12 protein-coding genes and 1 pseudogene are annotated in these 13,550 nt (G+C 63.7%); 7 read left to right on the top strand and 6 right to left on the bottom strand.

From position 1 onward, the window contains the following. Positions 1-39 precede the first annotated feature (39 nt). Positions 40-1,266, bottom strand: a complete 1,227-nt coding sequence (locus JXQ94_RS03660; RefSeq protein ID WP_421922458.1) for a DUF3667 domain-containing protein — start codon at positions 1,264-1,266, stop codon at positions 40-42. A gap of 75 nt (positions 1,267-1,341) precedes the next feature. Then, positions 1,342-2,976: a peptide ABC transporter substrate-binding protein gene (locus tag JXQ94_RS03655; RefSeq protein ID WP_421922457.1), complete on the bottom strand. Its 1,635-nt coding sequence runs from the start codon at positions 2,974-2,976 to the stop codon at positions 1,342-1,344. 131 nt (positions 2,977-3,107) lie between these two features. Between JXQ94_RS03655 and JXQ94_RS03650 the strand changes: the two genes are divergently transcribed. Continuing rightward, positions 3,108-3,710: a hypothetical protein gene (locus JXQ94_RS03650; RefSeq protein WP_295696654.1), complete on the top strand. Its 603-nt coding sequence runs from the start codon at positions 3,108-3,110 to the stop codon at positions 3,708-3,710. Between the two features lie 15 nt (positions 3,711-3,725). Further along, positions 3,726-4,496, top strand: a complete 771-nt coding sequence (locus tag JXQ94_RS03645; protein WP_421922456.1) for a hypothetical protein — start codon at positions 3,726-3,728, stop codon at positions 4,494-4,496. 216 nt (positions 4,497-4,712) lie between these two features. On the opposite strand, the gene JXQ94_RS03640 is transcribed toward JXQ94_RS03645, so the two are convergent. Beyond that, complete coding sequence (locus tag JXQ94_RS03640; protein ID WP_421922455.1) at positions 4,713-5,618, bottom strand: ABC transporter permease subunit; 906 nt, start codon at positions 5,616-5,618, stop codon at positions 4,713-4,715. Continuing rightward, a complete protein-coding gene (locus JXQ94_RS03635) occupies positions 5,615-6,550 on the bottom strand; it encodes an ABC transporter permease (protein ID WP_421922454.1) in 936 nt (311 codons plus the stop codon). The genes JXQ94_RS03640 and JXQ94_RS03635 overlap by 4 nt, the downstream gene beginning before the upstream one ends. 362 nt (positions 6,551-6,912) lie before the next feature. On the opposite strand from JXQ94_RS03635, the gene JXQ94_RS03630 reads away from it, so the two are divergent. Both JXQ94_RS03630 and JXQ94_RS03625 read left to right on the top strand, forming a co-directional pair. Further along, positions 6,913-7,860, top strand: a complete 948-nt coding sequence (locus JXQ94_RS03630; protein ID WP_421922453.1) for a hypothetical protein — start codon at positions 6,913-6,915, stop codon at positions 7,858-7,860. Next, entirely contained in the window at positions 7,857-8,771 is a 915-nt protein-coding gene (locus JXQ94_RS03625) for an MBL fold metallo-hydrolase (protein ID WP_421922452.1), read from the top strand. Before JXQ94_RS03630 ends, JXQ94_RS03625 begins: the two co-directional genes overlap by 4 nt. Here the strand turns inward: JXQ94_RS03625 and JXQ94_RS03620 are convergent. Beyond that, positions 8,768-9,562: a DUF1499 domain-containing protein gene (locus tag JXQ94_RS03620; RefSeq protein WP_421922451.1), complete on the bottom strand. Its 795-nt coding sequence runs from the start codon at positions 9,560-9,562 to the stop codon at positions 8,768-8,770. The genes JXQ94_RS03625 and JXQ94_RS03620 overlap by 4 nt on opposite strands. Before the next feature lie 26 nt (positions 9,563-9,588). Next, positions 9,589-10,257 carry a pyridoxamine 5'-phosphate oxidase gene (gene pdxH / locus JXQ94_RS03615; RefSeq protein ID WP_421922450.1) on the bottom strand — a complete coding sequence of 223 codons (669 nt, stop codon included), beginning with the start codon at positions 10,255-10,257 and terminating at the stop codon, positions 9,589-9,591. Between the two features lie 759 nt (positions 10,258-11,016). Between pdxH and JXQ94_RS03610 the strand changes: the two genes are divergently transcribed. From JXQ94_RS03610 to JXQ94_RS03600, 3 genes and pseudogenes are all read left to right on the top strand, one after another. Continuing rightward, positions 11,017-11,526, top strand: a complete 510-nt coding sequence (locus JXQ94_RS03610) for a hypothetical protein (protein WP_421922449.1) — start codon at positions 11,017-11,019, stop codon at positions 11,524-11,526. A 49-nt stretch (positions 11,527-11,575) separates the two neighbouring features. After that, on the top strand, positions 11,576-12,667 hold the full coding sequence (aroC, locus tag JXQ94_RS03605) for a chorismate synthase (protein WP_421922448.1): 1,092 nt from the start codon (positions 11,576-11,578) through the stop codon (positions 12,665-12,667). 487 nt (positions 12,668-13,154) lie between these two features. After that, a pseudogene (locus JXQ94_RS03600) lies at positions 13,155-13,550 on the top strand (hypothetical protein); the annotation flags it as partial.

Raw genomic sequence — 13,550 nt, 5'->3', positions numbered from 1 at the left:
CCAAGGCGGGCCCTTTTTTTGTGTTCTCGGCGCGGGTCCTCAGGACATCATCACAGCCACGATAAAGAGGCCAAGCATGCCGAAACTGAGCAGGATGGAATAGACGATATCCAGTATTGCCACGCGCAGGAGCGAGGTGAAACGACCGTGCGAATAGACGGTTCGGTGCAGGCGATAGAGATACCAGTTCGACCACCCCAGACCGGCAAACACCGCGATCCAGCCGGGGATGATGTTCGCGGCCAGCGAGAGGCCGGTGATCAGGAAAAACAGGAAGGCATGGAAATGCAGCGACACCACGAGGTGGTCGTAGAAGAAATAGCCCTTCTTGTAGAAATGCATGCCGGCCAACAAGAGCGCATAGAGTGGCAGCATGAAGAACATCATGGTCGGCGCCCAGCGTTGCATCTCTGCTGCCAGGGTTGCGCCGCCACTATCGATGATGCGGTCGGTCCGGTCGACCAGGGCCCGCCGGACTTCCAGTGGTAGTTCGTCCAGCCCGTTGGTGTCGACCGTGACGCCATCGCCGACCGCGATGGGCCCGTCTTCCCCGGCCGCGGCCGCCACATCTTCGGGCGGATAATCCTCCGGCAGGAGCGCCTGCCGGAAATTCCGCTTGATCTCGTCCCGATTGGCCTGCTCCTGCATGGCTTGAACTTCGGGCGGGAGATCGGGCGGGAGCTGGGCCTGTTCAACACCGGCCTCCGCCATCCGCGCGATGCTCGCCCGCTGTTCCTCCGGAACACCGGCTGCCGCCAACTGCGCCTCCATGTCGGACAGATCGGCCTCGATGGCCGCCACCTCTTCCGGATCCATGACATCTGGCGTGTCGGAGCCGCCGCCAATCCCGTCCAGCGCAAACACGAACAGGAAGAACAGCACGCTCGCCGTCAGATAGAGACGAAAGGGCATGACATAGCGGGCGCGCACGCCACTGAGATAATTCTGGGTGATCTTGCCGGGCTTGAGCATGAGCGGCGGAATGGTCCGCCACAGACGCCCTTCAAGACCGAACAGGCCATCCAGGATATCGGTCAGCAAATCCCAGATCGGCCGGTGATAGGTGTCCGCGGTCTGTCCGCAGCTGTGGCAGACGGGCCCGGACAGCTTGGTCGAGCAATTGGAACAGACACCGGCCGGCGTCGGCGCCTCGAAGACCGAATAGCGGTCACGCTTCTTGCGCTTGGAGGCGTTGATCGCGTCGCCAAGCTCGCCGGCGGCGCTTCCGGCCACCACCGCATCACTGATTGGATCACTACCGGTCATGAAAAAGCCCTGCCCCCTGGCGTTGTGCGAACACAAGCTAGGTCGGCAGGGCCTCTTCTGACAAGCGCGACAGACCTATTCGGCTGTGGCGCTGCCCGCTTCCAGGTCCGCAAAGCACAAATAGCGCGTACGGTGGATATTGGTCAGATTGTCTTCCCAACCAGTAACCCGCGGGTTCACGAGGTTCTTGTTGACGTAGAAAACGATCGGGATGATCGGCATGTCGTCGATCATCATCTGCTCGGCCTCGGCCATCATCTCGCCGCGCAGTTCGAGGTTGAGCTCGCGATTGGCTTCGGTGACGAGGCTGTCGAATTCCGGATTGTTGTAGCGCGCATAATTCATCGGAACCGAGCGATACTCACCCAGGAAGAGGAAATTGTAGGGATCGTTGTAATCCGCGATCCAGCCACCATCGGCGACCTGGAAATCGGAGGCCCGCAGATTGTCGTAATGGATCTGCGTGTCGTTGACGATCAGCTCCGGCTGGACCCATTCGGCGATCGCCGACCAGTCATTCTGGACAACCGGCGCGATGCGCGGGTTATCGCCGGTGGCGCGATAGGTGTATTCGAAGCGGAAGGGATTGTCCGGACCATAGCCGGCGCCTTCCAGAAGGGCGCGCGCCATCTCGCGACGCTCTTCAACCGGTGTATCGGCCCATTCGGCTTCAACACCGCCCGGATAATTGGCCACACCCGGCGGGATCATCGAATAAGCCGGCTGTTGTCCGGCCCGCAGGATTTCCTCGGCGATGAAATTACGGTCGATCGCCATGCCCAGCGCGTTGCGGACGTCGGCATTATCGAACTGTTCCATCGTCGTGTTCACGGAGAAATAGATCGTGCCCATGAAAGGATTCACGCGGACATAGTCCGGGATTTCACGGCGCAGGAATTCCATCTGCTGGCCCGGGAATTCCATGTTCAGATCGAGTTCGCCATTGCGGACCCGGCGTCCGGCGGCCGAATTGTCGACCGTCGGATAGAAATAGACGTCATCCACACAAACGTTGGAATTGTCGTAGAAATTCGCGTTGCGAACGAGATGGACGTAATTATTGGTGCGCCAGTCTTCCAGCGTATAGGCGCCGTTGGACACCATATTGCCCGGACGCACCCACTCATCACCATAAACCTCGACCACATGCTGCGGCAGCGGGAAAGTGGTGTAGTGGGTCAGAAGGCCCGGCAGATAGGGCGCCGGATTGACCAGCTGGACCTCCAGCGTGCGGTCATCAAGGGCGCGGACACCAATCGAGCTTGGCTCGGCCGCCCCAGTCGACGCTTCCTCAATGCCCGCGATCGGGTAGAGGAGCGAGACATATTGAGCCCCGGTTGTCGGCGTGGCGATACGACGCCAGGCGAAGACAAAATCACCGGCGGTGACCGGCTCGCCATCGGACCAGATTGCTTCACGCAGGGTGAAGGTCCAGGTCAGGCCATCTTCGGAGACTTCCCAGCTTTCCGCCATGCCCGGAATCGGCGCGCCGTCCGGGTCATCGGTGAACAGACCGAGGAACATGTCCCCGATGATATTGTTCTCCCAGGTTCCGGAGGCCTTGTGCGGATCCAGCGAAAGCGGCTCCGCGTTATTGCCGCGATGCAGCACGACCGCATCGCTGTCTGCGGCGTCATTGCCGCCACAACTGGCCAGGGCCAAGGCTGAGGCAGTCACAAGAATAGTGTTGAAAATCTTTGTGCGGATCACGGTTTCGGTCTCCCCTCCGAAGCAACACGACGAGTCAGTTGTCGATGTTCTAGCTGAACATCATCGGCCGGTCGACACTGGCCGACCGGTCGCGCATAGTCGAACAAGCAACGAGATTTACACGAGTGACCATGAACGCACGATTACTGATACTTCTCCCAGCCTGCCTGATCGCCGCCCCTGCCCTCGCGCAGTCGGGCGACTCGCCGCTGGACCCGCTCTTCACCTGCCGTGACATCGCCGATGACAGCGCCCGGCTGGCCTGCCTGGATGCCGCTGTCGATGCGCTGCGCAGTGAAACCGAGAGCGGGGAGATTGTCGCCGTCGACCGGGAGCAGATCGAAGCGGCCGAGGAAGCCACCTACGGGCTCTCGATTCCGCAATTGCGCCTTCCCGGCCTGTCCCTGCCTGGTGGGGGAGAGGATGCCGAGCTGGCCGAGCTGGAGGCCACCGAGGCCTCGCCTCAACGTGTGATCAATCGCGATGATGACGGCCAGATCGAAAGCATTGAAGGCCTCGCCGTGGTCGAGATTTCCGAGAACCGGTCCGGTGAGAAGATTATCCGCCTGGCCAATGGCCAGGTCTGGCGCCAGACCGACAATACCTATGTCCAGCTGTCGCGTTCACGCGCCCACAGCGACTATACGGTGACCATCTCAAACGGGGCCCTGGGCTCCCATTTCATGCGCCTGGACAATGGTGGACGCCGTTTCCGGGCCGAACGTGTCGAGTAATCAATCGAGGGTCTCATGACAGTCTCACGCCATGCGGTGATCGCCGCGCTCCTTCTTACCACGGCCCTGCCGGCCAGCGCCTTCGCCCGACAGGATGACGACGCCGTGGACGGTATCCTCGCCTGCCGTGGCATTACCGAAACAGCCGCCCGCCTCGCCTGTTTCGACTCCGCTGCAGAGCGCCTGGCCGGTGATCGTCAGAGCGGCGAGTTGATGACCGTCACGCGCAGTGATGTCGCCGCAGTGGAGGGGGACAGTTTCGGCTTCTCGATGCCGTCCCTGCCGCGCCTGCGCCTGCCGCGCCTCGCGCTCGCCGCCGCAGACCGCCAGCACGACGCCCTCGAAGGCGCGTCCAACACGGTCGACATGACTGATCAGGCCCCGGCGGCGACAGCTGATGCGACGGCACCGGTTCCGGCAATGAGCCCGGCTCCCGCTTCGGCCCCAGCTCCGGCGCCTGCTCCGGCTTCCGCCCCGACCGCGTCGACGGCCGCCGCGGCGGGGAATGCCGGGACCGCGGAAACCACAGTCGCCATTCTCGAGCGCGACGATGATGGCGATGTTTTCCGGGTCGAGATGGAGATCGAGCGCACCCGTACGGTCGGCTACAACACGACTGTTTTCTACATGACCAATGGTCAGGTCTGGCGCCAGACCGACACGACCCGCGTGCGGATGCCGCGCGGCGAAGGGCACACGGCAGAGATCCGCCGCGCCGCCATGACCAGCTATCTCCTGCGCGTCAACGGCTCAGGCCGCGCCATTCGCGTCGAACGCCAGCGCTAGGGCGAGCACGCCGGACACGATGAAAGGCCGTCGGAGCGATCCGGCGGCCTTTTCTGTTTGTCGGCCCATTCCCTCGCCTGTCATCCCAGCGGCATGCCGGCAAAGGCCGGACGCAGCGCGGGGCCTCCATCAGGGATGACAATGAGGGGCATGCGGACAGACAAAAGGGCCACCGGATCACTCCGACGGCCCCTTGCTATCGCGTGTCCGGCGCGCCTACCGATCCTTCGGATCGATCGCGTCGCGCAGACCGTCACCGATGAAGTTGAGGCAGAAAAGCGTCACCATCATCGTCACGGCGGGCCCGATCAGCGTCCAGGGCGCCGGTTCCATGTCCTGGGCACCGGCCGAAATCAGGCGACCCAGCGAGGTCAGCGGCTCCTGCACACCCAGGCCGAGGAAGGACAGGAAGCTTTCCGCCAGGATGACGACCGGGATCATCAGCGTGACATAGACCACCACCGGGCCGAGCACATTGGGAATGATGTGGCGCTGGATGATCTTGGTCCGCGACACGCCGGCGGCATGGGCGGCTTCGACGAATTCCATGCCTTTCAGGGCGATCGTCTGGCCGCGCACGATGCGGGCCATGGTCAGCCATTCGACCGCGCCGATGGCGACAAAGATCAGGACGATATTGCGCCCGAAGGTGACCATCAAAATGATGACGAAGAAGATGAAGGGCAGCGAATAAAGGATATCAACAAAGCGCATCATGGCCTGATCGACCCTGCCGCCGATGAAACCGGCCGTCGCGCCCCAGGTCACCCCGATTACGAGGGAGACGAAGGTGGCCACGACACCGACCATCAGTGACACGCGCAAACCGACCAGAACACGCGCGACCATGTCGCGGCCCTGCGCGTCCGTGCCCAGGAGATGCCAGTTTTCCAGCGTCGGTGGGATCCAGACGCGGTCGCGATAGATCGTGTCGTAATCATGCACCCAGAGGAGCTGACCGATCGTGGCCAGGAAAACCAGCATACCCAGGATAATCATCGAGGCGACCGCGGCCCGATTGCGCATCAGGCGGGCGCGCGCATCGTCCCAGAGCGACCGGCCCTGGACGGCGGCCTTCTCGAGCAGCTCGGCCTTTTCCTGCGGCGTGGTAAGCATCGTCATGACTCGTACTTCACCTTCGGATTGAGAACGCCGTAGAGAAGGTCGGCCAACAGGTTGAGGACGATGATCAGCGTCGCATAGACGATGACCACGCCCATCACGACGGTGTAGTCGCGCTGCAGGGCGGCATCGACGAAATGCTTGCCGATCCCCGGCAGCTGGAAGACCCGCTCGATTACCAGAGACCCGGAAATCACCGCCGCCGAGGCCGGTCCGAGGTAGGAGACCAGCGGCAGGATGGCCGAGCGCAGGGCGTGGCGGATGATCACCGCCGGCGCCGACAGGCCCTTGGCCCGAGCGGTGCGGATATAGTTGGAGCGGACAACCTCGATCATCGAGGCGCGCATCAGGCGGGCGATGATGGCGATCTGCGGCAGGGCCAGCGTGATCACCGGCAGGATCAGACGATCCGGCGTCATGCCATAGCGCGGATCAAGGCCGCCGGTCGGGACCAGTCCCAGATAGAGACCGAAGACCAGCGCCAGAATCGGACCCATCACAAAGGGCGGGATGGATATCCCGACCATGGCAAAGGTCATCACCGAGAAATCAGTCCCGGAATTCTGTCGCAGGGCCGCGATGGACCCGAGCAATGAGCCCAGGCCGATGGCCAGCAGCATGGAGAAGAGTCCGATGGTCGCAGAGACCGGAAACCCCTCGGCGATGATCTCGGCGACATCCTTGTCGCGCAGTTTCAGCGACGGTCCGAGATCCCCCTGGAAGAGGTTCCCCATATAGTCGAAATACTGAAAGATCAGAGGCTTATCGAGGCCATAGCTGGCCAGGATCACCTGACGCGTCTCTTCCGGCATCGGACGTTCGAGATCGAACGGTCCGCCCGGGGCGACTCGCATCATGAAAAAGGCGACCGTAATGATCACCAAGATGGTCGGGATGGCGACACTGAAGCGCCTGAGTACAAATCCAAGCATGAAGGTTCGGCTCAGTCCAAGGTTCGCGCAGTTTCAATGCGAGGCGGCTGATGTCAATGAAGGCTCTGTTGCTGTAATGCAGCATCCTGAGCAAGCGGCGGTGGCAGGGGGGCCGTCCGCGACCGTGTAGGCTCAGGTGTCGCCGTACTGATAAAAATCTGCGCCATCATCAGTGCGAGCACGAGCCAGCCCAGCCGCAAGATGCGCTTGCCTAGAAATCGACCGGCGTTCACATTCCCCTCCCGTGATCACGGCTTTCGTCCTGGTCACGCAAAAACCGCGCCGTCCGTGACCCGGAGTGAATTGCAAGTGTCCGGCGAATGCCTAGGATGCGCGCAGTTCCGACGTAGAAAGGCCAATCCATGCACAGTGCGCTGTGGTGGCGAGATTTCGAGTTCCAGGACGGTATTGTTACCGTCAAGAAGACGGGTGCCCGTCTTCCTCTCAAACTGGGACTGATTGGCGAAGTCCTGTCCTGGTTTCCGTTTTATTTCGTGGTTGAAGGCTGGCGGATCAAATCTGCGTCCCAGGATGGGCCAAAGATATGGTTTGCGCCCGACCGCCCGCGTCCCTGGTATTTGATCTGGTCGGTGCTGCACGCCGCCGGCGCCCGCATCGCTGCCCATCCCGGCGAGGCCGACGCAGTTTTCGTGTTTGATGACTCGACCACCTGCCGCCCCTGCAATGTCCCCCCCGATGCGCGCGTGATCAATCGTGACTGCCAGAGCATCGAGAAGAGCCATGTCGCCGCCGTCTTCGAGCAGTCCTTCGGGTATTCGCTGGCCGTCGATCCGACCAGCTGGTCCGGCCCAATGGTCGAGAAGTCCGAACTCAATGGCGCCCATGACGGCCGCATCGTTCACGGACCGATCGCGGCTCCGCGCGTCGGCCGTGTCTATCAGCGGGTAATCGACAACACCGCGCCGGGCGGGATGGTGGAAGACTTGCGCTGCCCCACAATGGACGGGCATATCCCGCTGGTCATCCGCAAGCGCCGCAAGATCGACTCCCGGTTCTCAAACTCCAATGACGAGATCGAGTGCGCGGAAACCGACGATGTCTTCTCCGCCGAGGAAAAGGCCCAGCTGGCCGCCTTCACACGGGCCATGGGCCTGGACTGGGGTGGGCTCGATGTGCTCCGCAATCGTGACGACGGGCGCCTCTATGTCGTGGATGTGAACAAAACTGATATGGGTCCACCGGTCGCGATGCAGTTGGATGACAAGATCAAAGTCACCAAGCGGCTGGCCGCAGCTTTCCTGGAATTCCTCGGCCACCCCAAACCGGAACCGTCCAAGCACACACCATGAGTTCTATCCCTTTTGTACGCGATTTCGACTTCGAGTACGGGCGTTGCGATACACTCTCGCCCCTGATCCGGCGCGTTGTCGCGCCCAATCCGGGCCCTTTCACCTTCACGGGCACCGGTGTTTACATCATCGGGCATGGCTCGGTCGCCGTTATTGACCCCGGCCCGGTCGACCCGGACCACATAGCCGCGCTGGACGCTGCCCTCGAGGGCGAGACCGTCAGCCACGTCTTTGTCACCCATCACCATCTCGACCATTCGCCCCTGGCCCATCCGCTGGCCCGGCGCCATGGCGCAAAAGTCTATGGCTTTGGTCCGCAGCAGAGCGCGCCGGTGGGCGGCGAGGTGCGTCTTGAAGCCGGTGACGATGTCGGCTTCCAGCCGGATATCCAGGTCGTCGACGAGCAGACCTTCCACGGGAAGGGCTGGACGCTGGAGGCGCTGCACACGCCCGGCCATACCTCAAACCATGTCTGTTACGCCCTGCACGAGGAAAACACGCTGTTCTCCGGTGACCATGTGATGGCCTGGTCGACGAGCGTGATCAGCCCGCCCGACGGGCACATGGGTGATTATCTGGCCCAGCTTGAGCGAGTCCGGGACCGCGATTTTGCACGTCTCTGGCCGACCCACGGCCCGGCGGTGGAGAGTCCGCGCGACTTCGTCCAGGCCTATATCGACCACCGCCTCGCCCGCGAGGAGCAGATCCTCGCCTGCCTCGCGGACGGCCATACGACGATCCGCAAGATGGTCGAGGTGATGTATGTCGATGTCGACAAACGTCTCCACCCCGCCGCCGCCCATTCGGTACTGGCACACGTGATCCATCTGGTGGAACTGGGCAAGGTCGCCAGCGACACGGCTGACCAGATCGACCTGGCAGCGACATTCAAGCTGGCAGAAGCCGCTTAGGTTCCGCCCTCGGCCTCACCGCTCATCGCGGCCAGGAATTGTTCGACGCGGCGCGCATTGCGGCCGAGATCATGGACGGGCTGCTGCGCAAGCGAGCGAATGTCGATCTGCGCGCGGCCATCATCCAGCGCTCGCACCCGCACCGAGATGTCGTCGCGGAAGCCATACATCAAGCCCTCTGCACCGGCCTCGAACATGCCGGCCGAGTCGGAGGCGGTGCCGATGCGCCAGCCCTGGTCACGGGCATAGACCAGAGCCTCCCGGAACAGGCTGTTGGGGTCCTGCTCGACCACCAGGCTTGTGATGTGAGGAAACTGGTCTGCCTGCAATGCCGCCGTCTCGGGATCATAGTCCAGTGACCGATTGGCACCGCCGCGACGCGCCCTGTAGGCCGGTGTGAAGTGCGGCGGCTCGACCCAGTCTGTCGTGACGTCCAGCAGGAAAGGACGGCTGACGGTCAGGCCGTCATAGACAACCCGGCCCCCATAACCGCCCCCGGCGATTACAAGCGCCAGGATCGGAAGGCTGACAACGCCGAACCAGCGTCGCGCGGTGAAACGATAGGCGACAAGCAGGATGGCCATCAGCATGCCGGACACGGCGCAGGCCAGAACCAGCAGTGGACCGCTCTCCAGCGTCATCCAGCCGAGGCCGAACTCATAGCCCCAGAAGCCCAACTTGGTCCCCAAGGCGGCGACCAGAAACCACAGCGGGGTCGCCACGACCAGAATGGCCAGGATCCAGCCAAGCGTCTGGATCACCAGCCGCAGAATATTCGTCAAAGCGTCCACAACACGGGCCCCCTCAGGCATTGGGGTCAGGGATACAACCGGGTCACGGTCCAAGTCGACCCCAAATCGGGCCGCTCGAAGAACATTCTGTCATGCAGGCGGAAGGGCCGGTCGCGCCAGAATTCCAGGGACAGCGGACGGATCCGGAAGCCCGACCAGTGCGCCGGCCGCGGCACCTCGCCCAACCCGAAACGGGCCGCCTCGCGGGCGACCGACTTTTCCAGGGCAAAGCGACTTTCCAGAGGACGCGACTGTTTCGATGCCCAGGCGCCGATGCGGCTGTCACGGGCCCGCGAGGCGAAATAGGCGTCGGCCTCCTCGGCGCTGACCGGCTCGACCGCTCCCCTCACCCGCACCTGGCGACGCAGGGATTTCCAGTGAAAGCACAGCGCTGCCTGGGGATTGTCGGACAACTGCCCGCCCTTGCCGCTTTCCAGATTGGTGTAGAAGACGAAACCGTCCGGATCGACATCCTTGAGGAGCACCATGCGCACATCCGGCAAGCCGGACGCATCCGCCGTCGCCAGAGCCATGGCGTTGGCATCATTGGGCTCCTTCTTCTTCGCCTCGGTCAGCCAGTCGGCAAACAGGGCAAAGGGCTCATCCCGATCAAAGATCTCCGCCGCATTGGCCTCAGCCGTCTTGGCATAGGCGTCGGCATCGGGTGTGGCGGGAATGAGTTTGTCATCGGACATGGGCGGCGCTCCTGGCAGGCTTTGCCTAGGTACGCCGATGGCCCGGCAGGTCAAGTTGTCCCGGTGCGTCATTCGCCCGCGGATGGGCTGGTCGCTGAAACAAGTGCGCCGCGCGCAGGGCCGTCCATAAATCGCTTGTCAGCCAGCAGGCCGTATCCGGTTCTTCAGCTCAAGGGTGAAACCGCGAAGCGGCCGCGATGCGGCCCTTGACCTGAAGAACCGGATACGGCGGTCTCCCGGCAGGCGGTTTATGGTGGAGTTTGCGCTGGGCGCGGGGTGAGAAGGCACGCGTGAAAAACGGTACGTGTCCCTGTTTACTGCCGATGCGCGCCTCGCTCTGCGGATCGAGGCCTGTCCGCAGTTTAGCCGCTGCTCTTTACGGAATAAATGGTGTGTGTCCCCATTTTTCCGGTTTTCTCGCGCTTGTCATCCCGGGCGGAAACCTGCGAAAGCAGGTTGAAGACCCGGGACCTATAAACGCGAATTCTGCAGACACCGGGCGTATCGGTCCCGGATCTCCGCCCCGCTCGAGCGGGGCCTCCGTCCGGGATGACAAACGCGAGAGAACGGGTTCAGATGTCCGGTCCAGCACCGGAAACGTCGCTTGCCGCGGAATAACCGGGACAGACACAGTTTCCACGGTTTCAGAAATAGCAAGCCAATTCGAAAACGCATCTGTCCGAGGTTCCCGCTTGGCGAAGCCTACCCCCCTCCCCCCGCGTCAACCTTTCAGGAATCTTCTCGTGCTAGATCAACCGCATGACATCGCGTGTTGTGAGTATGGATGCGGCTTTCGCTGTCCTGGGGGTGGCCCCGGTTGATGGTGTTGCGGCGGCGCGTGCGGCCTTTCGTGCCCGCGTCAAACGCCTGCATCCCGACGTCACACCGCCGACGACGGCCACGCTCGCCGAGCTCGCCCGCATCGTCGCGGCGATGGACTATATCCGGGCCCATGCGCCGGTCTGCCTCGAGATCGAGATCAGTGCGGCCCAGGCGGCCCGCGGCCTCACCCGCACCTTGCGCCATGGCGACAAACCGCTGCTGGTACGTATCCCGGCCGGGACCCGTGACGGGACCGACCTCGCCGCAGTCGGCGAAGAGCGTATCAGCGTGACCATCCGCGTGCAGGCGCAGGGTGAGACCGCCGCTCCGGCGCGGCCCGATTTCCCCGATGCGGCAGACCTCGACGCCTTCATGCACGAGTTCTCGCGCCCGTCGGTGACGACCCGTCTGGCGCGCTGGATCCGCGAAGCGCAGTCGGCCGCGTGACCTGACGCGCCGCTGTGTCTAATCTGCCCGCACACAAGGCGGATACACCATGTCACACAACACGTTCGGACATCTCTTCCGGGTCACCACCTGGGGCGAAAGCCATGGGCCTTCCATCGGCGCCGTCGTCGATGGCTGTCCGGCCGGCATTCCGCTGACCGAGGCTGACCTTCAGCCCTTTCTCGACCTGCGCCGTCCCGGCACCTCGCGCCATGTGACACCGCGCCAGGAGCCGGACCAGGTGCGCATATTGTCCGGCACCTTCGACGATGACCGCACCGACGGCCCCGTCACGACCGGGGCACCGATCAGCCTGATGATCGAGAATGTCGACCAGCGCTCGAAGGATTACAGCGCCATTCGCGATAAATGGCGGCCAGGCCATGCCGACTACACCTATGACATGAAATACGGCATCCGCGATTATCGCGGCGGCGGCCGCTCCTCGGCCCGCGAGACCGCGATGCGGGTGGCCGCCGGCGGCATTGCCCGCAAGGTATTGGGCGACGGCATCTCGATCCGCGCTGCCCTGGTTCAGATCGGCAATCGCGCCATCGACCGGGCCCGCTGGGACTGGGACGAGGTGGCCAACAACCCCTTCTTCTGCCCCGACGCGACCACGGCCGCCCTGTGGGAGGCCGACATGGACGCCCTGCGCCGGGCCGGATCCTCGACCGGGGCGATTGTCGAAGTCGTGGTCTCCGGCGTGCCGGTCGGCTGGGGTGCCCCCGTCTATGCCAAGCTCGACAGCGAGCTGGCCGCCGCGATGATGACCATCAATGCGGTCAAGGGCGTCGAGATCGGCGCGGGTTTCGGCTGTGCCGCGATGCGCGGTGAAGACGCCGCCGACGAAATGCGCATGGGCGAGGACGGGCCGGTCTTCGGTTCCAACCACAATGGCGGCGTACTGGGCGGTATTTCGACCGGGCAGGACCTGGTGATCCGGTTCGCGGTCAAACCGACCTCCTCGATCACGGTCGAGCGCAACACGCTGGACCGCAATTTCGAAGAGACCGTTATCGAAACCCGCGGGCGTCACGACCCGTGTGTGGGCATCCGGGCGGTCCCGGTCGGCGAGGCCATGGCGGCGCTGGTCCTGGTCGACCAGAAACTGCGCCATGCCGGTCAGTCCGCCTGGTGATTGTCTTCGTGGCCGCTCGGCCCCGGACCGGCGGGTCACAAAGGTGAACCCCGCGTTCATATTCGGCTCATGCGCGAATCCTTAGGCTGGGCTCCGAATGGCCGGGTCTGCCCGGCGAAACCCCCGGAGGTTACCCGCATGAAGCAGCTCAAGCACAAATGGCTTGGCGCCTCGCTCGCGTCACTCATCCTGGTTCCGGCCCTGTTGAGTGTGGCACCGGCCGACGCCCAGCGGCGCGGCGGCGGCGACAGCTATCGCGGTGGTGACGAAAATGCATCCGGGCGCGGCGGACGGTCCAGTGGTGATCGCGGGGGCGGAAACGATTGGGGTGGAGGCCGCGGTCGCAGCGACAGTGATGGGCGCGGACGTGGCGGTGGCCGCTCGGAGCCGTCTCGCCCCTCAACCGGTAGCAGTCCGGGACGCCCAGCCTCCTCCGGGTTCGGACCGGGCCGGCCTGCGACAGGCAATCCCGGCGGCGGACGTCCCGGTGGCTATCAGCCCGGACGTCCCGTCACGCATACGCCAGCACCTGGTCGTCCCGGTGGCTACAGCCCGGGACGTCCCGGCACGAGCAATCCAGGCCCCGGTCGACCCGGTGGCTACAGTCCGGGACGCCCCGGCACGAGTAATCCAGGCTCCGGTCGACCTGGTGGCTACAGTCCGGGTCGCCCCGGCACGAGTAATCCAGGCCCCGGTCGACCCGGTGGATACAGCCCGGGACGCCCCGGCACGGACAATCCAGGCTCTGGTCGCCCCGGTGGCTACAGCCCGGGACGCCCCGGCACGCATAATCCGGGACCCGGCCGCCCCGGTGGCTACAGCCCGGGACGCCCCGGCACGCATAATCCGGGCCCCGGTCGCCCCGGTGGCTACAGCCCGGGAC

The organism is Maricaulis maris, assembly GCF_049116555.1.
In the GTDB taxonomy this organism is placed as follows: domain Bacteria; phylum Pseudomonadota; class Alphaproteobacteria; order Caulobacterales; family Maricaulaceae; genus Maricaulis; species Maricaulis maris_C.
This window is presented reverse-complemented; position numbering and strand designations above follow the sequence as displayed.

Excerpts from the sequence above, each read along its gene's own strand:
- JXQ94_RS03630 (WP_421922453.1), top strand. The coding sequence starts at position 6,913 with ATGCACAGTGCGCTGTGGTGGCGAGATTTCGAGTTCCAGGACGGTATT.
- JXQ94_RS03610 (WP_421922449.1), top strand. The coding sequence starts at position 11,017 with ATGACATCGCGTGTTGTGAGTATGGATGCGGCTTTCGCTGTCCTGGGG.
- pdxH (WP_421922450.1), bottom strand. The coding sequence starts at position 10,257 with ATGTCCGATGACAAACTCATTCCCGCCACACCCGATGCCGACGCCTAT.
- JXQ94_RS03660 (WP_421922458.1), bottom strand. The coding sequence starts at position 1,266 with ATGACCGGTAGTGATCCAATCAGTGATGCGGTGGTGGCCGGAAGCGCC.
- aroC (WP_421922448.1), top strand. The coding sequence starts at position 11,576 with ATGTCACACAACACGTTCGGACATCTCTTCCGGGTCACCACCTGGGGC.
- JXQ94_RS03635 (WP_421922454.1), bottom strand. The coding sequence starts at position 6,550 with ATGCTTGGATTTGTACTCAGGCGCTTCAGTGTCGCCATCCCGACCATC.
- JXQ94_RS03625 (WP_421922452.1), top strand. The coding sequence starts at position 7,857 with ATGAGTTCTATCCCTTTTGTACGCGATTTCGACTTCGAGTACGGGCGT.
- JXQ94_RS03645 (WP_421922456.1), top strand. The coding sequence starts at position 3,726 with ATGACAGTCTCACGCCATGCGGTGATCGCCGCGCTCCTTCTTACCACG.
- JXQ94_RS03650 (WP_295696654.1), top strand. The coding sequence starts at position 3,108 with ATGAACGCACGATTACTGATACTTCTCCCAGCCTGCCTGATCGCCGCC.
- JXQ94_RS03640 (WP_421922455.1), bottom strand. The coding sequence starts at position 5,618 with ATGACGATGCTTACCACGCCGCAGGAAAAGGCCGAGCTGCTCGAGAAG.